We start from the raw sequence: 22,402 nt of genomic DNA, 5'->3' as shown, positions 1-22,402 counted from the left end.
ACTTTTTGCCATCACTTTGGATAATATTACTACCGTCCTAAGTTTTTTAACCAACTTTTCAGTTCAGAATCAGATTCCCATGAAGGTTTGTTATCTTCCTCTTGTGGAAGGATTGAAGTATATGTTTTCTCCAAAGCTTCCCGCTTTTGTTTGGAGTCTGCACGTGCATATACTTCAGTTGTCTGGATTGACACATGACCTAAAATATCTCTTATATAAACGAGATTCACTCCTGCCTGTAACAGATGCATAGCTTTACTATGGCGAAGACAGTGAGGACTGATTTTTTCAGGGATGAGATTTTCTGAGGCAGTTCTGGCCATCGTTGCATAGTTTTTTAAGATATAGGTTATGCCTGCTCCTGTCAGTTTTCCTCCACGACCATTCTGAAAGAGAGGGCGCTGATTCATTCTCAGTTCAAGCAGATGGTTTTCTTCCATATATTTGCGTAGGATTGATACTTGGGCATCTTGGATGGGCACCAATCTTTTCTTGTTTCCTTTGCCAAAGAGTGTTACATAGTATGGCTTGGACAAACAGACATCAACCGGTCTAAGGTCTATGAGTTCCTGTACTCTGGCTCCGGTTTCATACAGCAGGGAGAGCATGGCGAGGTCTCTACGCCCCCGCATGGTAGTCTGCGGTATATGCGCTAACAATTCTTTGACAGCATCCATCGTCAGATAATTCATGGTACCCTTGATTGCCTTTTTCATCTTGACACCAAGTATTTCCTGCCATTGATATAGGCGCGTGACATCCTCGTACTGCATATATCGGCAAAAAGCATGGATTGCAGCCAGCCTCTGATTCCTGGTCGATACAGAACTGGACTTGTCAGTTTGCAACCAGTCCAAATAGTCAAGGACATTTTTGCGGCCCATATGTTCAAGTGTAAGTTTCTCAGCATCCACTTCTCTCTTAACCCTCATAAAGTCAAGATAAGAAGCGAATGCGGTTCCATATGAACGCAATGTATTGGAGCTTACACCCCGTTCAGCCGAGAGATATTCAGTAAAGAATCCCTTCAGAAATTTAGCAAAGTCATTCTTCGTCATATTCTCTTACCATTTTTTCAAGTGAGGGGAATACATAAGATGATATGGCACCGATTTGCAGGTTCAGTTCAGGGAACATCTCAGAGGTTAGACGTATATAGGACTCTGTTCCCAATAAGGTTTTATGCCCCATGAACACGGAAAGGATCGGGAGCAGGCAATACATGTCCTTACCAGACTTTACCTGCTTCATTAGAGAATGGACTGCAAAAGTGTGTCGCAAATCATGAACTCTTGGACCACGGTTTCCTCCAATAAAAGGAATATCACACAATTTGAGTATTTTCCTGAACCACTTGTAAGCAGTACCTTTCAGTACCCTTCCTCCTGTATGTGAAATGAACAATGGTGATTCTTTGTGCCGTATGCTCTTGAGAGGCATTCTGTCTCTGTAGGATATATACTGGTGTAGTACAGCGTCCAAAGAAGGCGTAATGGGAACAATACGTTGCCGTTGGTTTTTTGATTTTCTGATGAGTATCGTACCCTTTTCAAGGTTGACATCCTCAATGTTCAAATTCAGAGCCTCGCCTATCCTGATTCCGGTAGCATATAATACACGGAATAAGGTGGGCATGGAAAACAGACATAAGGTGGGTTGAATGTTATGGAAGCGGAGGCTGTCTGCTGCAATGAAAAAACGTTCTATCTCCTCATGGGTGAAAACCCTTGGGATAAAGGACTTGTCTTTCTGCCTTGGCATGGGAGGAACATAGCAGACAAATCCGCAATGACACATATACCGGGAAAACTGACTTATTATGGACCATTTATCATACAACGTCCTCTCGCTGTCATTCAACCGGCTTTCACGCCATGCCTTCACCAGTTCTTTAGTCAAGACTGGTTCGTGTAGGGGCATGATACGATAAATTTCGTCAAGCTCTTTGAATATGTACTCTATCTTGGATATTGTAAACCCCATCGCTGCTTTCATTTTCACAAAACTTGTAAAATAAGGAGCGAAGATACTCTTGAAGGTATAATTAATCATAGAATGCCCCTCCTTTCTGTAAATAAAAAGCTTCGTCAACTAAAGGGGTATCAAGAACACATTCACGCAAGTTCACAATGTCCACCCGGAGATATTCCATTGTGGTCTGCGTACTCTCGTGCCCTAATATACCTGATATGACAGGTAAGGATGTCCCTTGGCGGAGCATATTGCTGGCAAGTGAATGACGCATGGAGTGAGGCCCGAACCTGCGACTGGATATGTCAATTCCCGAGGACTGCATTATTCTTGTAATCACACCATTCAGACTGATGCGTGTCATCGGACGGTATGGTGCCGATGCCGTTAAGAAGACTTCTTTTAGATGGGATTTCGGACGGGAGTCTCTTGCATAGGTGACCAATGCCTCTCCAATTTCCCTCAGAAGTGGAAGTTCCATTGGGGCTTTAGTTTTGTATTGGTAAAGGGTGATTTTGCCATTGTCCCAATCTATATTGTCCCATGTCAATGAGGCTATGTCTGAGACCCTCAATCCCAGTCGTGAAGCAAGGAGGAAGATTGCGTAATCACGTTTACCGACTGCCGATGACTGTTCTATAGAACCTTCTATTTGCTTGATTTCATCGCAACTGTAAACAGAAGGCAGTTTCTCGTGTTGCGGAAAATTGCTTCTTGTAAGCACATAACTAAGATTTGTTGATGTCATCCCTCTTTCATATAGAAAGGAGCAAAACTGCCGGATGGCATAGAAGTGTTCGCTTTTACATGTCTGCGCATGATCAACAAATTCCACAATGACTTTCTCTGTTATACCACATATGCTATCAATTCCTTTTTGACTGAGACCAGCTATGAAGTAACTCAATAGACGCCTGTGGTTATGGATTGTCGGCTCGCACCGTCGCTGTTCCCGTAAAAAGTCGAGATGTTGGAGAACTGCGTTGCCTATTTCTCCATCAAGAGGAAATTCGTGAAGCTTGACTATTCTTCGGCGAATTATTCCCGTTTGCATAAATTCCGTCAAAAGATGTATGCTCCTGCGATGGGCTCGTTGCGTAGAAGCTGCCAATCCCGGCAAGACATCTGCGAGAAATGACGTTCCAACTTCTGGAGAAAACAGGGTTGTCCCAGTTTTGTGCATGTACGTGACAATACCTTTCTGCCACCTTCGTTGATGCGTTTCAATACATTTCTCATCATAGCCATCCAAACGCATCTGCAAAACGCAATTGGCTATTAGAGAGTTGATTTCTGTACTTTTCATGTTACATTGAGAACACCATTTGAGGTGCACAAGTACAAAGTAACACAAATATTATCTGATAATATTATCAAAAGTGTTATTGATAATCAAATAAATGGAAATATATATCTATTAGCACTTTGGATAATATTTTACTTGTGATAAGAAAAACGCTCGATAATGTTGAAGCCTTTAGAGAGCGATGTGCCACCTTTGAATGTCAGTAATTCATGACAGTCAGTCTGAAATAGGGCTTTTAGAGTGACTGTTACCCACCAGTCCTTTTCTATTGCCAATTGATTTATTTTAGGATGATTTATTTCTGTCTGTTGCAACATTGCAAGACGATCAACAAGTTCATTGTTTAACCACAGTTTACCCATTGTCTTAACTTTGTTTAATTATTGGTTTAACAATTCGTTTCATCCATGCAGGCATCAAATCCACGTCCCTCATCAAAGAATCTTTATCAGGCTCCTTTGATATTAGTGAACGTATCGTCTGTATTTCCTCGCTATTAACATTCTCTTGTTTTAAAGTTCTAAGAGCCTGCACTAATAGTGCAATAAGGCGGGTCTCATAACAAAAATTCTTAGGCACTCCACGTTTTAATGTAACCTGACAATTTGCAAGTTTGACCATTCTCTCACTACCTGTAGTCAGATATGTGTAATTCATTGGCACTTGAGTAGATAGCCCCAAAACATTTAACGCAGTAATGCCCGAGGGTAGCACTTCTGCATTGTCGCGGGTAGCGATAGCTTGTACTACCTTGTCAACCGTAGGGAATAACACTCCAAAACGGCTTTTTCGAGGTTTTACATAGATGCCTTGTGCAATTTTTGTCAGGAAGCCCTTAGTAACTAGTTCTGACAAAGTGCCACCAACAAACTCAGAGTTATACTCAGGAAAGTCAGAACGGAAGAGAATGCTATCCTCTGGTAATGTTTCTATTTTATGTCTTAGAGTATTTCTATCATTAGAATGCGCATTTATCATACTACCTTTGAAATTTTGATGATTTTTCAAGTGCAAAGATAAGAAATCTTTTTAATATAAAGCAAAAAGTCGGAACAAGTTTACAACTATAAAGTATATTCTTCTTGGACGGCTGTATAATATACGCCAGTTCGGGATAAGTTTAGTATGCAAATAGTTCTAACTTCCTTGATTTTCCACATATACTGTCAGTGCCTCCGGCTTATTCTCAAAAAAGAAAATGCCTTAAAAGGTAGATGATATATACCTTTAAGCGAGAAATCCTCCAAATAGAACAATATAACAATGGATTAGATACAATAAATAATGGCACGTTAGAATGCTCTGCAACCTCTCTATGACAGAGACAGGGAATTGCCTAAACATCGATTTATTATTGACTTCAACTATAACAGCAATCATATAGAGAGCAATATACTGACATACGGCAAAACAGAGATTCTTTTCTGTTCCTGACATTACAATTCAGTAACTATCAAGTGAAGAGGGTATCTACTTTGTGGCTGTTAATAAACAACTGAAACAGTTAACTACTAAGGGCTACAAGGAGTAGAGAAAGATAGCACATGGTGAGTTATTATCACACCATCAGTTTAACCCAAATCGTTCATTATAGTCCTCAACTCATGCATCCTCATCCTCAACTCTGCATCTCATGCAGTTTCTTATAATACCCGTTTTTAGCGAGAAGTTGTTCGTGGGTGCCGCGTTCAACGATTTTTCCCTCGTGGAGCACGCATATCTCGTCGCTGTTTTTTATTGTTGACAGGCGGTGAGCGATGGCGATTGTAGTTCGTGTTTTCATCAGACGTTCGAGTGCGTCCTGCACCAATCGTTCGCTCTCGGTGTCGAGAGCCGACGTTGCTTCGTCGAGAATAAGGATGGGTGGGTTCTTCAGTATGGCGCGGGCGATGCTCAGACGCTGTCTCTGTCCACCCGAAAGGCGGCCGCCACGGTCGCCGATGTTGGTTTCGTAACCGTTTTCCGAATTTTCTATAAACTCATGAGCATTGGCAATCTTTGCCGCTTTCACTATCTCCTCTGTTGTGGCGTTGTCAACGCCGAAAGTTATGTTGTTTGCGAAAGTGTCGTTGAATAGGATTGCCTCTTGGTTCACGTTTCCGATTAGTTGTCGCAGGTCGTGTAGGCCAAGGTCTTTCACGTTGATTCCATCGATGAGCACCTCGCCCTCCTGTACGTCGTAGTAGCGCGGAATGAGGTCAACCATTGTAGATTTTCCGCCACCGCTCTGTCCCACGAGAGCCACCGTCTTTCCTTTCGGTATAGTGAGGTTTATGTTTCGCAGCACCCATTTCTCGCCATATCTGAACGACACATTGCGGAACTCAATCTCTCGTTCGAACGACGAAATATGCTTCGGATTTTCTGCCTCCACGATGTTATTCTCTGCCAGCAGAATCTTATCCACGCGCTCCATCGATGCCAATCCTTTCGGTATGTTATAACTTGCCTTTGAAAATTCCTTAAGAGGATTGATGATAGAGTATAGTATCACCATATAATATATGAACACCGGCCCTGACAATGCCATGTCATTCAGCACAAGGACACCACCGAACCACAGCACTATTACTATCATCAGTGTGCCGAGAAACTCGCTCATGGGGTGAGCCATAGACTGCCTTATGTTCACCCGCATTATGTTGTTGCGGTAATCGGAGTTCACCTTGTCGAACCTATTGTTCATCTTCTCCTCGGCATTGAAAGCCTTGATGATGCGCAGTCCGCCGAGAGTTTCCTCCACTTGGCTCATCGTGTCGCTCCACAGTCCTTGTGCCTTGATGGAGTTCTGTTTAAGTTTTCGCCCCACAAAGCCCATAAACCAACCGAATATCGGCACGAAAACTATTGCGAAGAGCGTGAGTTGCCACGAGGTAACAATCAGCGTTATGAAATAGGTAAGTATCAGAATAGGATTTTTGAAAAGCATGTCGAGGCTCGACATTATCGAACTTTCTATCTCCTGAACGTCCCCGCTCATGCGTGCTATGATGTCTCCCTTGCGCTCTTCGCTGAAAAATCCCAGCGGCAGCGAGTTTATTTTCTCATACAGTTGGTTTCGTATGTCGCGCACAATACCTGTTCTTATCGGCACAATCGTTGCCGACGATAGGAAATAAGAGCCGGTTTTCAGTGCTGTCATCAGTGCGAGAAACAGTCCTATTACGAGTAGTGTGGCAGTGGGGCCGAGACTGTTTATCATTTCTTGCATGTAGTAGTTCATGTTGTTCATGAACACATCTTTCACCTCTCCGCTGTCCCATGCCATGCGTTCGAAGTGTTCTGCCGTTTCTTTCGTTTGGAAAAGGATTTGCAGTATCGGCACCAGAGCCATGAATGAGAATATGTTGAGCACAGCCGACAAGGTGTTGAATGTCACCGTCAGCATCAGATATTTCTTATAGGGTGGCACGAATCGCCTCAATACATGTAAGAATTCTCTCATTGTGTGTTATTATAATGCTTCTCTGCAAATCTTGTTTCTATGAATAGCGTATGTAATACGGCAAAAATCACCTTTGCAGACAGAAATTCGTTTCTGCCTGCAAAAGTAACCAATAAATAGTTTCTTACAAAACTTTTTCAGATTTTCTTTGCCGCGATGCACTCTATCTCTACCAGTGCTCCCTTTGGAACCGACTTCACGGCGAATGCGCTGCGTGCCGGATATGGCTCGCTGAAGAACTCGGCATAAACCTCGTTCATCTCGGCGAAGTCAGCGATGTCGGCGAGCAGAACAGTGGTTTTTACCACGTCGTTGAGGCTCAGTCCTGCCGCTTCCATGATAGCCTTGGCATTGAGCAGTGATTGGCGTGTCTGTGCCTTGATGCCCTCCGGGAAAGTTCCTGTTGCAGGGTCGAGCGGAAGTTGTCCGCTGGCATATACAAAACCGTTTACTTCAATGCCCTGGCTGTATGGCCCGATGGCTGCCGGAGCGTTCTTTGTGCTTATTGCTTTCATAAATGTCAGATTTTTATTTTTAACAAAAAAATTATTTTTCTCTCGTTGCAAAGTTATGCAAAAATCCCATAACGGCCAACAATAATCACTTATTTTGTTGGCATTAAAGGATATTTTTCCGATTGTTTTATCCTCGGCTTACCATTGTTTAACTCTAACCGCTCATTAGAACGCATTTGATTTATAATGTAAATTGGGCGAGATTGCAGAACAATTTCGCCCAATTTGGTTTCCAATTTCGCCGAAATTGCTTTGCAAAACAGGCTATTTTACTTTTAGGGATGTGGTGTTTGGGGTTACATTTCACTTGCAAACGCGCTTTGAGAGGGCGTAAAGCATGAAATAGAAGACGATACCGGTTGCGAGTCCGGCAAAGGCATCGATGGCGTAATGTGCCTGTATATACACCGTTGCGAAGCAAAGCAGCACATAGAGCGGCATCAGCGTCCAAACGAGCCAGCGTTTTTTGGTGTGCCATGCGAGAAACATCAGCACCGTGCTGCAACCAACGTGGCTGCTTGGGAATGCTGCCGTGGGGCGTTCGCCGGCTTGCTTGGCCGATTCTACAAGATGATAGAACACGCCGTTGGGGTCGCCAGGCGATGGCAGGCACTCTTGGTTGCTGCTGAAATACGAACCCATGTCGGGGAATATGCCTTGCGAAATGGTGTCAATACCTACGGCGTGGAAGTAGAAAGTGGGTCCCACTACCGGCACGAAGATAAAAATGACGTAGTACAGGAAGAACGAACCGAGCACCACGAAAGCCGCATGGTGAAACTCCTCATATCGTGCGATGAAATAGAACACCACCACGAGTGCTATCATCGGATAGTATGCCGCATATCCGAGATCCATAAGTTCGCTGAAGATATGGCTCGGCATGGCCTGCGAGAACAGCAGTGCGGGTTGGTAACCGAAGAGAGACTGCTCCCATGAGGCGAACAAGTGGTCGAGGTTAGGGAACATACGGTTGATTTCGTAGGTGTCGGGATACCACCATGAGAGCAATGCCAACTGTCCGGCAACGCGCAGAAGACGTGTCACGCGGCACGGCCACATGCGATAGACAAGCCACAGTGCAATCGTCATTGCCACCACTCTGGCGCGTCCCCAGAGCATTGCCTTGGGGTTTACGGCATCGGTGTAGCAGAAGAGAATCACTATTGTGGTGAGTACGAGGTAGGCCATAACGACCCATTCCACGGCCATAAGCCCTTTCAGAGGTTTCTCTGAAGAGAAATATTTCTTTATATTTTTCATTTCCTTTGTTTTGTTTCTCGGAGCGAGAAGAGAGGTTTTAAAATTCTGTTCGCCAAATCCACTCTTCTCAAACTAAATCCATTTGTTCTTCTTATACCACTCCACCGAGCGGCGCACGCCCTCTTCCAGTTCCACGGTAGGCTTATATCCGAGTTCCTCGCGTGCCGGATTGATGTCGCACAGCCAGTTGCGCTGGCGCATGATGTTGTATTTATCATCGTTCAGGGCGGTTATCTTTCGTGTTATTCGGCTGTATCTCTCGCCTATGAAAGTCACTGCGCGTAGCACTGCCAATGGTGCCTTGATGCGCAGAAGCAGTCCCACGCCAAGGTGTTTTTTTAGCAGGTTGCTGAACATCTGCGAGGAGTAACTGCGTCCGTCGGTAAGGAAATAACGTCCTCCCACGCGTCCACGTTCCATTGCGAGGAACACAGCCCGGACAACATCATCGACATATACAAACGTGAGAATCTGCGGGCGGTAGCCCACGGAGAAGTCGATGTGGTTCTTTATGCTCTTCGCCATCATGAAATAGTCGCGCTCGCGCGGCCCATAAACCCCTGTCGGGCGCAGTATGACGTATGGCAGCGACTGTTGTTCTTTGAGGAAATTCTCTGCCGCCAGTTTGCTTTGTCCGTATGCCGTGTTAGGTACGGGGGTATCGTTATCGGTTATCTCGCTGTATGGCATATTCTCCCGAGCCGGTCCGAAGATGCTAAGACTGCTGAGATATACGAATTTCTTTATCGGCATTTCAAGCGATAACAGTGCGCGTACAAGATTTTTTGTGCCTTCTGTGTTTACTCGAAAGAAGTCGTTTTGGTTTATACACTTTGTCACTCCTGCGGCATGAACCACGAAGTCGAATTTATGTGGCGCGAGAGCATCTCGCATTTGTTTCTCGCTGTCGAGATCAAGTTTTATGAGGTTGATGCGCGGGTCGGCAAGGTATTTTGTCGAACTGCTACCTCTCACGGCCGCCCATGTCTCCATGCCTCGCTTCAATGCCTCTTCGGCAATGAAACTTCCGATGAACCCGGAGGCTCCTGTTATGAGAATTTTCATGGGTGCAAAGTTACTTAGAAAAAATGAGTTGGAAAATAAAAAGTGTGGAATTTTTAAAGTAGTAGAGGGTGGAAACCTTTTCAGAGAATATACTTTTGCGCCCATATTCCTAAAAATATTCCACCATCGGACAGTGTATGCCACGCTTTGAATTAAAAAAGTGAAATAAATTAAGTATTTTACTCTAAATTCAGGAAAAATCGTTATCTTCGCAGTTGATAATCAACTCTATCGGCTTATGGCAAAGGGAAAAAACAAAGGCAAACGCCTTACTAAGAAAAGATTAGTGGAAATGCTTTCCACATTGTTCCAAGCAAATCCTAACGAGACATTCAGTTTCAAACAGATTTTTAAGCAACTGCATCTCACCAACCACCCTGAGAAGATGCTCGCCATCGACATCATGGAGACAATGGCGTGGGACGACTATCTCAGTAAGGTGTCGGACAAATCATACAGGCTGAACACTCATGGACAGACCATGGAGGGAAGGTTTATCAGAAAGGCAAACGGAAAGAACTCTTTCATTCCAGATGGTTCGGACAAGGCCGTGTTCGTGGCAGAGCGAAACTCTCTCTTCGCACTCACGGGCGACCGTGTCAAGGTGACGATGATGGCTCGACGCGAGAAGCATATAAAAGAGGCGATGGTGATAGAGATAATTGAACGGGCACGCGACCAGTTCGTAGGGCAACTCAAGGTGGAACGGGATTTCGCGTTCCTGATAAGCGACTCCAACATCTTCGTGCATGACATATTCATACCGAAGCGCAAACTGAAAGGCGGAAAGAGCGGCGACAAGGCCGTGGTGCGCATCACACACTGGCCTTCGAAAGACGACAAGAACCTTGTGGGAGAGGTTGTCGATGTGCTCGGAAAGATGGGTGAGAACAACACCGAGATGCATGCCATACTTGCACAGTATGGACTTCCGTATAAATATCCTAAGATTGTGGAGACTGCGGCAGAGAAAATCAATGCCACGATAAGTGCCGAAGAGATAGCACGCCGCGAGGACTTCCGCGATGTGATGACATGCACCATTGACCCGTATGATGCCAAGGACTTCGATGATGCGCTGAGTATCAGGCAGGTGGGCAGCGACTGGGAGGTGGGTGTGCATATCGCCGATGTGTCACACTATGTGAAAGAAGGTTCGATAATAGACAAAGAGGCTTACAAGCGGGCAACAAGCGTATATCTCGTTGACCGCACCATACCGATGCTACCGGAACGTCTGTGCAACTTTATCTGCTCGTTGCGACCCGACGAGGAGAAACTCTGTTACAGTGCAGTGTTCGTAATGGATGACGAGGCGAACATAAAGTCGTGGCGGTTGGTGCACACGGTGATAAAAAGCGACAGGCGTTTCGCCTATGAGGAGGTGCAGGACATTCTGGAAAAAAACGGCGTGAAAGAAGGCACGGGCGAACCATCGCCCATCCGTGTGAAGAGTCTGGCGGAGGCAAAAACCAACAAACCCGTGAACTGTGGTGATGCAAAGGTATCGCCTCAACTTGCTTGCGGACTGCTGGTGCTCGATGCTCTGGCAAAGAAACTGCGCGACAAGAGATTCAAAGGAGGTGCGGTGAAGTTCGACCGTGAGGAACTTCACTTCGATGTTGACGAGAAAGGAAAGCCCACAAGGGCATTCTACAAGAAATCGAAAGATGCCAACAAACTCATCGAGGAGTTCATGTTGCTTGCCAACCGTAATGTGGCAGAGAGCATAGGAAAGGTGGAAAAGGGCAAAAAAGCAAAGACGCTGCCTTATAGAATACACGACCGGCCGGATCCGATAAAACTGGATAATCTCTCGAAATTCATCGCACGGTTCGGATATAGGATAAATACCGCCGGCACAAAAGGGCAAATATCGCGCTCGCTCAACAAACTTATGGACGATATTAACGGCAAACGAGAGCAGAACGTGATAGAGATGGTGGCTCTGAGGGCAATGATGAAGGCCAAATACAGCGTGCACAACATAGGGCATTATGGTTTGGCGTTCGACTACTATACGCATTTCACGTCGCCCATACGCCGCTTCCCCGATATGATGGTTCACCGATTGCTCACACGTTATCAAGATGGTATGCGCTCGGCAAACAAAGACCACTATGAGGAAATGTGCGAACACTCGAGCGACATGGAGGCTCTGGCACAGCAGGCGGAACGCGATTCCATTAAATATAAGATGGTAGAGTTCATGGGAGACAAAATAGGTAACGAGTATGATGCGCACATCAGTGGAATAACGAGTTACGGAATATATGCCGAGATTGACGAGAACCATTGCGAGGGAATGATTTCGATGCACGACCTTGACGATGACTACTACGACTTCGACGAGAAAAACTACGTGCTTATAGGCCGTCGCCGACATAATAAATATCAACTTGGTGACCCGATACGCATTGTGGTGGCACGAGCGAATATAGAGAAGCGTCAACTCGACTTCACTATAGCCGACTGACATCAACAATCAAAATAAATGGACACAAGACAAATTATTAATTCACTAAAAGAGCAACGACTGTGGGTTCTCGCCACAGCGGTTGCTCTGTGCCTGATTATCGCCATATTAACGGTTTCGTTATCGAAATGCTCTTCGGGAGGTTCGTATGACGAGAAGTCGCTCGCCGTGGCCGAAGCACTCGACAGTATGGAGCAGAGATTGCCCGGAGGAACGGGTTTCGTGGTGAAGTTTCCGTGCGAACGCCGTCACTGTCTGTTCTATCTTAACGGCGGACATTTGTATAAGTTCGATGGTATAACTAAACGGCTCGATGAGGTTGTATTCACCGGTCTTACAGAAGAAACGGCGATATACTATAACGATGATGATCTCAATGCCGGTATTCGTGAAGCGGTGTTGTCGCCAGACAAGGAGTATATCATGCTTACTGCTGCGGTGTCGCCTACCGGAGCGGACGGTAAGGCGAATACCGTAAATCTCACCATTGATGCTCTTGCGCAGGGATATGTGAGTCGTGAGGGCGACCTCTTCTTCGTTTCCGTGATTGATAAAGTGAGCGGAAAACCGCGTGCAATGCTTGGTTTCGACAAGTGGGGAAAACAAATCTCGCGCGAGAAACAACAGGCAATTCTTAGGAAAAATAATTCTGATGTGGCACAGGAAAGCGGTGTGGAGAGTACGGAAGGCGACAATTCCGGCACTTCCGGCGATTCCGACAATGCCACTCCGACAGGAAATAACGGTGCGGGAACGGTTTCTTCTACAGACGCATCGAAATCGGATGCTCAGGAGTCGCATGCAAAACCTACCCCTCCTCCTGCCACAACAACACCAACATCGGTATCTGATAAAGAATGAAAAAGATTTTCTATAGCCATAAAGAGGAAATATGGAACAGTTGGAGCCATGCCGGTGGCATTTTCATAGGTGTCATCATTGGCTCGATATTTTTATATATGTGCTTTGCGAAGGGCAACGGTTGGGCAACGGCAGGTATAATACTATATCTTTTCGGTATGCTGATGTCGTACATCGCGAGTACCGTATATCATAGTGTTAGTGCTTGGTCGAAGTGGAAAGAGCGGTTAAGGAAATGGGATCATGCCGCAATCTACTGGCACATCGCCGGCAGTTATTCGCCCATAACACTTGTTGCCTTGCGACAAGAAGATTATTGGGGGTGGTCATTGTTCTCGTTTATATGGCTTGCTGCGATAGCAGGGACGATAGTGAGTTTCTGTAAGTTGAAGGAACACAGTATTGTTGAAACTATTTGTTTTGTGCTTATGGGGCTTTCGGTAATCGTTGCTTTCGGACCGCTTCTGCGCAGCGTGAGTACCGCTTCGGTTGTATGGCTGCTTGCTGAAGGTGTTGCTTATATCACCGGTGCTGTGTTTTATTGTATTAATAAGCGGAGATATATGCACACGGTGTTCCATTTCTTTGTGCTCTTAGGATCTGTTTGCCATATCGTGGCGGTCTGGGATATGTTGATTGACTATCTTTGAGAGAGTGAAAGGAAGGAGTTGCCGGTAGTTGTTCGGGTTTTTTATGTAGGTCTTTGGAAGATATAAGGATATAAAGAAAGGAGTTCAGAAAAACTCGTTAATGGTTTTCTGAACTCCTTTAACCCCAATCTCTAAGTTTGCAATATGAATTGCAATAAATAAAGAGATTGCATCGAATAAAAAGTTTATCAATTTATAAAAGTAAACTTTTATTCCGGGATTAATTTTCTTACCTTTGTTGTAAAAAGGAGAAAATTAACCTGACAAGGAACAAGACAAGAACCCCAAATGGGCTTAAAAGCCCTATGACTGTATTTGTCCCCTTGTCAAAGCTGCATAGACCGGATAGAATGCTTAGTCTTCGAGACTATTTAGAGTTGTTGAGTCAAGCTGCTTCCGGTTAATCTCTCCATTTATAACTACAAAGATATGAAAAAAATTATTATTGGAATTGATTTTTCGAAAGAAACTTTCGATGCGACCTTATTGGACTGTCGCAACTCAGAACTTTCAGAAGCAGTGCAATCTGCTGTCCATGAAAAGTTTACCAACAAGAAAGAGGGTTTTAAAGCATTTGTCACATGGATAAAGTCATCTGTAAAGAAGATAAACGCTGATGAACTACTCTTGTGTGGAGAAAAGACCGGTAAATACTCTTTGCCTTTAAGCAACTTCTTGTACGCCAAAGGTTATTCAATATGGCTCGACAGCGGACTTCGCATCAAGAGATCTTTGGGTATCAGCAGAGGTAAGAGTGATAAGGCTGACTCGTTAAAGATAGCCCTCTATGCTTATCGTTATCAAGATATGGCAGTATGTTACGTTCCTTTATCAAAGAATGTTTCCCGACTCAAAGAGTTGTTTCTGTTCCGCCAGCATTTGGTATCTCAAATGAAAGCAATGGCTGTTCGTAAAAATATCACGGATGACTTCAAGAAAGAATTAGGCGATGTAAGATTCATTGTTGATAGTTCAACCAAGATAATTAAACAGATAAAAGCCATCATTAAAAAATGCGAGGAAAAGATGCAGGAACTTATCGAAGAGGATGAGGAACTCAAGACAACCCACGATAGTATTACTTCTGTCAAAGGAATATCTTTGATTAATGCCGCAGCCTTTATCGCTTACACAAATAACTTTAAGGACTTTGGAGGCAATGCAAAGAAGATAGCCACATATTGGGGAGTAGCAGCATTTGCACAAGAGTCCGGAACAAGTGTACATAAGGTGGCAAGAGTAAGTAAGATTGCAAACAAAATGCTCAAATCCTTACTCACACAGGCTGCAAGAATTGCTGTTAGATGGGAACCCAAGTTCAGGCAATATTTTGAACATCTCATCAGCAGAGGAAAACATCAAGGGGTAGCACTGAATAATGTAAAAAACAAACTCATACACGTAATAACGGCATTAGCCGTATCAAAGGAAAAGTATAATCCCGAATACGAATGTATCAACAGATAAATGTAATAAAAAAATGAATAAAATGAATGGATAGAGAATAATCGGAATTCTTGGAACGCAACTGTTAAAAGTAACGTTAAAAACAAGATTTTATTTGGTGGGAAACATAGAATGCTCTAAGTACGATTATTTCGTTGATGTAAAAAACAAGAAAGGCGAAATAACTATACCGAATGGAACATCGCTGCTGAGAAAGCGCACACGATTCCACGAGGCTACACTCAAGGGAGTGTTCATTCTTGGCGAAGGAAACAAAATGTCTGTAGGTGTTGACTATCAGATTGATGCTCTCAAGAGCGCGACTGATAACATCAGAAAAAAGATGGCAAGCACATTCGCCCTGTTCGTTCAGGACGAGATGAAGATATCCGGCGGACTGCATGCGCTGCTCGGAGTGAGATACATCTATCATCAGAACTTCCACAACTACGCCACACCGAACGTGGCACTTATGTACAGAGTGGGCGGATTAAACCTGCGTGCAAACTACGCAATGGGTTACAAAGCACCGACACTGAGCGAAATCTTTGCCACAGACATAGCCAAGAACACCGATCGCCTGACGATTGGTAACAGTGCATTGAAGCCGGAGAAGAACAACTATTACGGACTGAATGCAGAATACCAGACTTCATGGCTCACGGTTTCGGGCAACGTTTTCCTGAACAAGGTGCGCGACATGATTGACTATGTTACCATTGCACAGGGTGCTGATGCTATTGCGAAGTATGGACACAAAACCGTCAGACAGCGTCAGAACATCGACCGCGCATCTGTGCTCGGTACAACTCTCTCTATGAATGCCAACCTCGGATACGGTTTCTCGCTCAACGCTGCATACACACACTTGAAAGCAAAGGACGATGAAACCGAGAAAACTCTCGACAAAACAATAAAGAACGCATGGACAATGGGAGCACAATGGGCACGCTCATGGGGTCTATATACACTGCATGCAAACTTCAATGGTCGCATATACAGCCGCCGCTTCAGCGAAAGTTACGGTTATGCGCCAAACTATAACATGTGGGACTTCTCTACTCGCCACGCATTCAACCTCAAAAAACTTGTCGTAGAACCAGGCTTCGGCGTGGAGAACCTGCTCGACTGGACAGACGACCGTCCATACAACAGCAACTACGCAACACTTAGCCCGGGTCGTACTTTCTACGTAAGTTGTGCAATCAAATTCAAATATTGATAATAAAAGATAAATGCGCAAGCAAAGATTAATAATATTAATAACGTTCTTCGTCTTGGCAATAACCGCCATGGCACAAGTCGAGAGTGACAAGGAAGTCACCCTCGACGAGGTGGTTATTACCGGTACGGGAACAGAACATCTGCTGAAAAACGCACCTGTGCAAACAGAAGTGATAAGCGGAAAGCAGTTACGCAACTACGGAGCACGCAGCATAGAGGACATACTCGGAATGTTGTCGGCATCGTTCGATTTCAGCGAGAGCGACATGGGGTCGAGAATGCAGATTAACGGACTGGGAAACTCCTACATACTGATACTCATCGACGGAAAGAGAATACACGGCGACAACGGCGGAGAGAACGACCTTGGGTTGATAGACCCGCAAAACATCGACCACATTGAGATTGTGAAAGGTGCGTCGTCGGCTCTCTATGGCAGTGATGCAATAGCGGGAGTGGTGAACATCATAACCAAGAAACGTAGCGAGGGAATGCTTATGGAGAACTCCACCAGAGTGGGAAGTTACGGCGATGTGAGACAACACAACGGCTTGGGACTCACTCTTGGCAAACTGCAGTCGTTCACCAACTTCCAATGGCAGCACAGCGATGGTTGGCAGAACACTTCGGTAGAGGATATACACCAAACGGAGTTCCTCATTACCGACTCGCGAAACAAGACCGTAAACCGTCACACGAATTGGCAGATTTCCGAAAGACTGACATATCAGGCCGGCAGAAATCTGCAACTCTACGCTGACGGAAGTTTCTATTGGAAACGAATATACAGACCGTCAGGCAAGTACGCTTCGACAGATGTCCATACCTACGACCTCATGTATCGCAACGCTTCGGCCGGAGCAGGAGCCAAACTGAACTTGTCTAAGACAGATTATATCACGTTCGATGTTAATTGGAATCGTCACGCATACTATTATCTGTTTACCGATACCACGCTGACAGACGGATATTACAAGGGAAAACTTACGCATTACTACCCATATTTCCCGACGCAACAGTTGTTGCAGAGCGACCAACAGCGCACAATAGTCGATCTTAAAGGCGTGTTCGCTGTGCCTTACAACAATCGACTGTCGGCGGGAATGGAATACAGATACGATTGGCTGAAAGCACCCGTAAGAGTGAAAGGCGGACGAGCAAGCGCAAACCACGAAGCGATATACGTGCAAGACGAGTTCGACATGATACGGTGGATTAACATCAGCGCAGGACTGCGACTGAACCATAACCACATGTTCGGATTCAGACTGACACCGAAACTCTCGGCAATGATACACACGGGCGAACGGTTCAGGTGGCGAGCCACATGGAGTCAGGGCTTCAAAGTGCCGACAATCAAGGAGATGTACTACCAATATGTGAGAAAAATGGTGGGCACATATCTGTATCTCGGAAACACCGAACTGAAACCGCAGACAAGCAACTACTTCTCGCTCGGAGGAGAATATAACGGCCACGGACTGTCAATTACGCTTACGGCTTACCACAACAGCGTGGATAATATGATTACATTGGTAACGATTCCAAAGTCTGAAGCACCCGGAGAATACATCGTAGAGTATGACCCCATTGCCGTAAGGCAATTCAGGAATGTAGAAGATGCCAAGACAATGGGCATCGACTTCACCGCAAGATACCGCATTCGTGAGGTCAGCATGGGCATGGGATATAGTTATCTCAACACCCGCGCAAACCTATATGACACCGAAGAGAACACGCTAAAACGCGTTGTAATAGACGGCATGGCACGCCACAAGGCCAATCTGTTTGCCACATGGAACCACAGGTTCACGCCCGGCTACGCATTCGGAATAGGACTTTACGCAAAGATGTCGTCCAAACGTTACTACCAAATCAATGGTGACGGAAAGGGATATAACATTTGGAGAATTAATACCACACACGATTTCGGACGCAGCAAGAGCATGGGTTACAGCCTTGAGGCCGGAATAGACAATATCTTCAACTATGTTGACCGGACACCGCACGGCCTGCATCTCGGCACGACCACGCCCGGTACTACGATATATGCCAAGTTTACTATAAAATTCTCTAAAGGTAAGAGAACCTCTAATAAATTCAATTCTAATTTAAAACAAAATTATTATGATGAAGAAGATTAAGTTTTTGATGATTGCCATGATGGCGATTATCGGTTCAGTGTCTTTCACTGCTTGTAGTGATGACGATGACAACACCGGTGGACAGTCTAACTACGACCGTTACCAGAAAGTAGTAAACGAAACCGTAAAGAAACACAAGAAGAGTGACAAGGTGATTCTTCTCGTGGCATTCGGTGCTACATGGCAGCAGGCTTTCGACACATTCGACCATGTAAAGAGCGAATACGAAAAAAGCTTCAAGGATTATGACGTTTATCTCTCATTCTCTTCTGCTATCTGTATCAACAATGCACGTGCCGGAGAGCACAAGGCTGAGGGAGCAGAGGTGCGCGAATACTTCGACCCGGAGCACTGGCTTACCGCTATCGGTATGGCAGGTTACAAGCAGATTGTTGTTCAGTCATTGCAGGTTACACCGGGTGAGGAATATCGTCGTGTGCGCGACTCTTACGTGAAAGACTTCATGAACAACCGCAACAACGACTTCACCAAGGAGTACATGAAGAGCCTTGACAAACAGGTAGTGGTAGGAACACCGCTGATGGCAGAAGGTGGAGACGTTCAGAAACTCGCACAAGTACTCGTTAATGAGCCGGATATCTTAGAAGCACTCAATTCAGGAGCAGTTGCTTTCATGGGTCATGGTAACCCTGAAGGATACGACTATTTCGGCGCGAACATACGTTACACCGAACTTGAGAATGTTCTTCAGATGATTAAACCGAAAAAAATGTTTGTTGGTACGGTAGATATGGAAAACAACTTGGTTGCTGATGTTTACGACCGCATGATTAAAGCAGGTCTTAAGAAAGGCGATAAGGTTCAACTTTATCCGTTGATGTTCATCGCAGGTGACCACGCTCACAACGATATGGCCGACCCGGAAGACAAAGCAAGTTGGTTCTCTTTCCTCAATGACAAGGGTCTCAATGCTTCTGCATACGTGAAAAATTATCCTAAGTCAGAGGCTTGCTGGAAGAAATACAAAGAAGGAGAAGACTATATTCCGGCTCTCGGTGAACGCTCTGCTGTCCTCAAGTTGTGGATAGAACACACCAAGGATGCTATCAAGAAACTCGGAACAGAGGATGCTATGTCAACTCCTACAACAGCAGGTGATTAATCTCATCCCACAACATTTCACGCCGCTCATGACGTAGGCAGTGAAATGGAATGAATAATAATCCGCATCGGGAAGTTCGAAAGAACATAAATATCTCCCGATGCGGATTTCTTATCCCAAATCGGTATAATGGACATTTGAGAGATTTATGCCTGCCAAATGTCCATTACACCTAAAGTTCGGGCTTATATGACAAAAATGTGCTTAAAATCCTTGCAACTGTCTAATAATCATTATCTTTGTTCTATTTATATTTTTATGGCAAAAAATCTGCTTTTATTGTGGCTCAAAATCGACTATAAAACGTGGTCATCTTAATGGTTGTCAACGCTGGTATTGTAAGTGCTGTAAGAGGAGCTTTGTCGGACATAAGCGTCTTACAAATACCATTGTTAACAATCGTTATTCCAAGGGTAATCTTACAATCAAAGATCTATCAGAGGAGTACGGAGTTTCAACCAGGACTATTTATAGGAAGCTCACCAAATCTTATAAAGAAGACCTGCCCAACCTTCTTGTTCGTCCGGTAGTGGTTTTAATGGATGTCACCTATTGGGGACGTAATTTTGGTGTAGTTATTATGAAGGATTCATTGTCTGGTGATGTACTTTGGTTTAAGTTTATCAATAGGCATGAACGTCTTGAAGATTACAAAGAGGGCATAAACTACTTGGAATTACTTGGATATACCATTCAAGGTCTTGTATGCGATGGTTTTAAGGGACTTAGACAAGCTTTCCCCAATTATAAATTCCAATTATGCCAGTTCCATCAAGTAATGACTATAAAGACAAAACTAACCTCAAGACCCAAACTTGAGGCTTCTAAAGAACTGCTTGCAATATCCAAGATGTTATGTCATACGGACAAAGAGTCCTTTATTGGGGCTTTATAAGAATGGTATACTAAATGGGAGGATTTTCTTAAGGAACGAACAACAACAGAAGATGGTAAATCACATTATACTCATAAAACTCTACGTAGTGCTTTTTTGAGCCTTAAAAGGAATATGTCGTGTTTGTGGACATACTATGATTACCCTGAGTTGGAGATACCAAATACCAACAATGCTATTGAATCACTTAATGCAGATTTAAAGACAAAATTGAACCTACACAAGGGAATCAGTACGGAAAGAAGAAAGATCTTCATTCAGGACTTTATAAAGTCCCATTCCCCTAAAAAATAAAAGGGGAATGGGAGTTTTTAAGCACATTTTTGTCACATAAGAGAGAACGACTCTAAAATAAGCACATTTTTGTCATATAAGCCAAAGTTCTGATAAACCACAAAATAATTCACGTCTCATTCACGGCAATAGCGTTCATATTATATCAAGAATGCCGACAACCGTGAATGGGACGTGAATTATTTTATATCATTACCATTTTACAATGATACTTTATGAGCCGTCTTTCCCACACGAACAATATATAAGCCTTTTGGCAATGATATTGATACGTTGTCTGTGATACGTCCATTCCAATATGATGCTCCGCCGATGTTACATACATTTACAATCACAGGTTCTCCACTTTCATTGCCGTCAGACTCAATATGCAACATGCCGTTGCTACAATAAACACGATACCGGTCGGTCTGACTCATCGGAGTATCAACAGAAGACGGCCATTGCCAAGACTCCAATTCTACGATATTCTCGAACTCCGAGAACACCATGGATTTGCGGTAGGCTTCGGCAGAACCCTTTGGAACATAGAGAATAGCAGTTTCAGTCGCACTAGAATGGAATGGCAAATATGGGCCTTCACCATCTCCGTCAGTGGTCACTGGTGGCACAATTGGGCGACAATATACCTTTTTTAGATGATCATTATTCCAAAATGCATTTCTGCCTATAAATGTTACACCGGCCGGTATGTCAATGGAATCCAAAGGATCACTGTCGAAAGCTTTCGCCTCTATACGTGTGACCGTAGAAGGAATTTTCGCTTTACGAAGTCTTAAATTCCAAAAGAAAGCACTTTTGCCGATACGAGTGATTCCGTCGGGAATATTTACTTCTTCAAGGGCACTGCACCATTCAAAGGCAAAATCACCTATCTCCGTCAATTTATCGGTAAGAATCGTAGCTTTGCGTAATCCAGGCATTCCGGAAAAAGCATCTCTTAACACTTTTACATTGGGCGGAACTACCACTTCTTCAATTGTATTAATCCCATAATATGCTGCACCATCCAATATTTCAACCGTTTCGGGTAAGATGGCGACAGTAGGTGTAACTTTAGTGCAATAAATAAAAACTCCGTCATGCATTTCTCTAAGTTTAGAAGGGATATTTACTTCTTTCAGCTTGCTACAACATGCAAATAACAAATCATTGAGCACTTTAAGATTGTCAGGAAGTTTAACCTTCTCAATTTTTACACAGTAATAAAGCAAATTCTCTCCAATTTCCTCGACGCTTTCAGGTATAATCAACTCTTTGAGCAACACGTTGTAACTAAAGGCCGAGGCACCTATTTTCTTGAGTGTTTTGGGTAATTTTATCTCTTCTAGGAAACTTCCGGCAAAGGCTCGATTTGGCAAGGCATCGTTAACCATTCGTGCATCCTCAAAGTCAAGATGTCGAAGGTTTCCTCTAACGTTATCTTTCTTCTCCATCATTAATTTCACATAGGTTTCGTCTTTCATACTTGCAGGCTTTGGGAAGTTAAGAGAGCAAAGGTAATGTAGAAAGTCAATGTCTCGACCGTTAAGAGTTCCGGTCACCCGAATATGGGTTAATTCCTCGGCACCTTCGCCAACAACCTCTTGTAGTGTTCCCGGAGTTTCCACATGATACTCTTGTCCCTTGGCAGAGACAAAACACAGCAGCAACAATGTTGCAAAGTAAAATCTTAATCTCATACTCATTATCTCCTTATTATTATGTTTAAATAATTCCTTATT

The 22,402-nt window shown here is 44.2% G+C and carries 18 protein-coding genes and 1 pseudogene; 8 read left to right on the top strand and 11 right to left on the bottom strand.

Annotated elements, in window-relative coordinates:
* Positions 1-29 precede the first annotated feature (29 nt).
* From EHV08_RS07375 to EHV08_RS07330, 10 genes and pseudogenes are all read right to left on the bottom strand, one after another.
* Positions 30-1,058, bottom strand: a complete 1,029-nt coding sequence (locus tag EHV08_RS07375) for a site-specific integrase (RefSeq protein ID WP_115152983.1) — start codon at positions 1,056-1,058, stop codon at positions 30-32.
* Positions 1,045-2,052, bottom strand: a complete 1,008-nt coding sequence (locus EHV08_RS07370) for a tyrosine-type recombinase/integrase (RefSeq protein ID WP_004343771.1) — start codon at positions 2,050-2,052, stop codon at positions 1,045-1,047. The genes EHV08_RS07375 and EHV08_RS07370 overlap by 14 nt, the downstream gene beginning before the upstream one ends.
* The gene (locus EHV08_RS11695) at positions 2,045-2,719 is read right to left on the bottom strand and encodes a site-specific integrase (RefSeq protein WP_238988038.1); all 675 of its coding nucleotides are present in this window, start codon (positions 2,717-2,719) and stop codon (positions 2,045-2,047) included. The genes EHV08_RS07370 and EHV08_RS11695 overlap by 8 nt, the downstream gene beginning before the upstream one ends.
* 314 nt (positions 2,720-3,033) lie before the next feature.
* Positions 3,034-3,213: a hypothetical protein gene (locus EHV08_RS11690; protein WP_238988037.1), complete on the bottom strand. Its 180-nt coding sequence runs from the start codon at positions 3,211-3,213 to the stop codon at positions 3,034-3,036.
* Positions 3,214-3,420: 207 nt separating this feature from the next.
* A pseudogene (locus tag EHV08_RS07360) lies at positions 3,421-3,639 on the bottom strand (nucleotidyl transferase AbiEii/AbiGii toxin family protein); the annotation flags it as partial.
* 4 nt (positions 3,640-3,643) lie between these two features.
* The gene (locus EHV08_RS07355) at positions 3,644-4,285 is read right to left on the bottom strand and encodes a DUF6088 family protein (RefSeq protein WP_238988036.1); all 642 of its coding nucleotides are present in this window, start codon (positions 4,283-4,285) and stop codon (positions 3,644-3,646) included.
* Positions 4,286-4,895: 610 nt separating this feature from the next.
* Complete coding sequence (locus EHV08_RS07345) at positions 4,896-6,722, bottom strand: ABC transporter ATP-binding protein (RefSeq protein ID WP_126678700.1); 1,827 nt, start codon at positions 6,720-6,722, stop codon at positions 4,896-4,898.
* A 137-nt stretch (positions 6,723-6,859) separates the two neighbouring features.
* Positions 6,860-7,237, bottom strand: a complete 378-nt coding sequence (locus tag EHV08_RS07340; RefSeq protein ID WP_126678699.1) for a RidA family protein — start codon at positions 7,235-7,237, stop codon at positions 6,860-6,862.
* A gap of 303 nt (positions 7,238-7,540) precedes the next feature.
* The gene (locus tag EHV08_RS07335; RefSeq protein ID WP_126678698.1) at positions 7,541-8,500 is read right to left on the bottom strand and encodes a phosphatase PAP2 family protein; all 960 of its coding nucleotides are present in this window, start codon (positions 8,498-8,500) and stop codon (positions 7,541-7,543) included.
* A gap of 72 nt (positions 8,501-8,572) precedes the next feature.
* Positions 8,573-9,565: an NAD-dependent epimerase/dehydratase family protein gene (locus EHV08_RS07330; protein ID WP_126678697.1), complete on the bottom strand. Its 993-nt coding sequence runs from the start codon at positions 9,563-9,565 to the stop codon at positions 8,573-8,575.
* Between the two features lie 238 nt (positions 9,566-9,803).
* Here EHV08_RS07330 and EHV08_RS07325 point away from each other — a divergent pair, with 238 nt between their 5' ends.
* The 8 genes from EHV08_RS07325 to EHV08_RS11935 all read left to right on the top strand — a co-directional run bounded on the left by EHV08_RS07325 (position 9,804) and on the right by EHV08_RS11935 (position 20,384).
* Positions 9,804-12,041 carry a ribonuclease R family protein gene (locus EHV08_RS07325; RefSeq protein WP_126678696.1) on the top strand — a complete coding sequence of 746 codons (2,238 nt, stop codon included), beginning with the start codon at positions 9,804-9,806 and terminating at the stop codon, positions 12,039-12,041.
* Positions 12,042-12,059: 18 nt separating this feature from the next.
* Positions 12,060-12,902: a hypothetical protein gene (locus EHV08_RS07320; protein WP_126678695.1), complete on the top strand. Its 843-nt coding sequence runs from the start codon at positions 12,060-12,062 to the stop codon at positions 12,900-12,902.
* A complete protein-coding gene (gene trhA, locus EHV08_RS07315) occupies positions 12,899-13,552 on the top strand; it encodes a PAQR family membrane homeostasis protein TrhA (RefSeq protein ID WP_126678694.1) in 654 nt (217 codons plus the stop codon). The genes EHV08_RS07320 and trhA overlap by 4 nt, the downstream gene beginning before the upstream one ends.
* A 429-nt stretch (positions 13,553-13,981) precedes the next feature.
* A complete protein-coding gene (locus tag EHV08_RS07310) occupies positions 13,982-15,019 on the top strand; it encodes a transposase (RefSeq protein ID WP_126677588.1) in 1,038 nt (345 codons plus the stop codon).
* Between the two features lie 97 nt (positions 15,020-15,116).
* A complete protein-coding gene (locus EHV08_RS07305; protein WP_238988035.1) occupies positions 15,117-16,220 on the top strand; it encodes a TonB-dependent receptor plug domain-containing protein in 1,104 nt (367 codons plus the stop codon).
* 70 nt (positions 16,221-16,290) lie between these two features.
* Positions 16,291-18,366, top strand: coding sequence for a TonB-dependent receptor plug domain-containing protein (locus tag EHV08_RS07300; protein ID WP_238988034.1), 2,076 nt, complete (start codon positions 16,291-16,293; stop codon positions 18,364-18,366).
* The gene (locus tag EHV08_RS07295; RefSeq protein ID WP_126678692.1) at positions 18,350-19,489 is read left to right on the top strand and encodes a sirohydrochlorin cobaltochelatase; all 1,140 of its coding nucleotides are present in this window, start codon (positions 18,350-18,352) and stop codon (positions 19,487-19,489) included. Before EHV08_RS07300 ends, EHV08_RS07295 begins: the two co-directional genes overlap by 17 nt.
* 226 nt (positions 19,490-19,715) lie before the next feature.
* Complete coding sequence (locus EHV08_RS11935) at positions 19,716-20,384, top strand: IS256 family transposase, variant Zn-binding type (RefSeq protein WP_455430456.1); 669 nt, start codon at positions 19,716-19,718, stop codon at positions 20,382-20,384.
* 494 nt (positions 20,385-20,878) lie between these two features.
* On the opposite strand, the gene EHV08_RS07285 is transcribed toward EHV08_RS11935, so the two are convergent.
* Complete coding sequence (locus EHV08_RS07285) at positions 20,879-22,360, bottom strand: leucine-rich repeat domain-containing protein (protein ID WP_126678691.1); 1,482 nt, start codon at positions 22,358-22,360, stop codon at positions 20,879-20,881.
* Between the last annotated feature and the right edge of the window lie 42 nt (positions 22,361-22,402).

Origin of the sequence: Prevotella koreensis (assembly GCF_003977605.1) — a bacterium.
GTDB lineage: Bacteria > Bacteroidota > Bacteroidia > Bacteroidales > Bacteroidaceae > Prevotella > Prevotella koreensis.
This window is presented reverse-complemented; position numbering and strand designations above follow the sequence as displayed.

Excerpts from the sequence above, each read along its gene's own strand:
- EHV08_RS11690 (WP_238988037.1), bottom strand. The coding sequence starts at position 3,213 with ATGATGAGAAATGTATTGAAACGCATCAACGAAGGTGGCAGAAAGGTA.
- EHV08_RS07330 (WP_126678697.1), bottom strand. The coding sequence starts at position 9,565 with ATGAAAATTCTCATAACAGGAGCCTCCGGGTTCATCGGAAGTTTCATT.
- EHV08_RS07340 (WP_126678699.1), bottom strand. The coding sequence starts at position 7,237 with ATGAAAGCAATAAGCACAAAGAACGCTCCGGCAGCCATCGGGCCATAC.
- EHV08_RS11695 (WP_238988038.1), bottom strand. The coding sequence starts at position 2,719 with ATGACATCAACAAATCTTAGTTATGTGCTTACAAGAAGCAATTTTCCG.
- EHV08_RS07300 (WP_238988034.1), top strand. The coding sequence starts at position 16,291 with ATGGCACAAGTCGAGAGTGACAAGGAAGTCACCCTCGACGAGGTGGTT.
- EHV08_RS07310 (WP_126677588.1), top strand. The coding sequence starts at position 13,982 with ATGAAAAAAATTATTATTGGAATTGATTTTTCGAAAGAAACTTTCGAT.
- EHV08_RS07345 (WP_126678700.1), bottom strand. The coding sequence starts at position 6,722 with ATGAGAGAATTCTTACATGTATTGAGGCGATTCGTGCCACCCTATAAG.
- EHV08_RS07325 (WP_126678696.1), top strand. The coding sequence starts at position 9,804 with ATGGCAAAGGGAAAAAACAAAGGCAAACGCCTTACTAAGAAAAGATTA.
- trhA (WP_126678694.1), top strand. The coding sequence starts at position 12,899 with ATGAAAAAGATTTTCTATAGCCATAAAGAGGAAATATGGAACAGTTGG.
- EHV08_RS07335 (WP_126678698.1), bottom strand. The coding sequence starts at position 8,500 with ATGAAAAATATAAAGAAATATTTCTCTTCAGAGAAACCTCTGAAAGGG.
- EHV08_RS07285 (WP_126678691.1), bottom strand. The coding sequence starts at position 22,360 with ATGAGATTAAGATTTTACTTTGCAACATTGTTGCTGCTGTGTTTTGTC.
- EHV08_RS07295 (WP_126678692.1), top strand. The coding sequence starts at position 18,350 with ATGATGAAGAAGATTAAGTTTTTGATGATTGCCATGATGGCGATTATC.
- EHV08_RS07320 (WP_126678695.1), top strand. The coding sequence starts at position 12,060 with ATGGACACAAGACAAATTATTAATTCACTAAAAGAGCAACGACTGTGG.
- EHV08_RS07370 (WP_004343771.1), bottom strand. The coding sequence starts at position 2,052 with ATGATTAATTATACCTTCAAGAGTATCTTCGCTCCTTATTTTACAAGT.
- EHV08_RS07375 (WP_115152983.1), bottom strand. The coding sequence starts at position 1,058 with ATGACGAAGAATGACTTTGCTAAATTTCTGAAGGGATTCTTTACTGAA.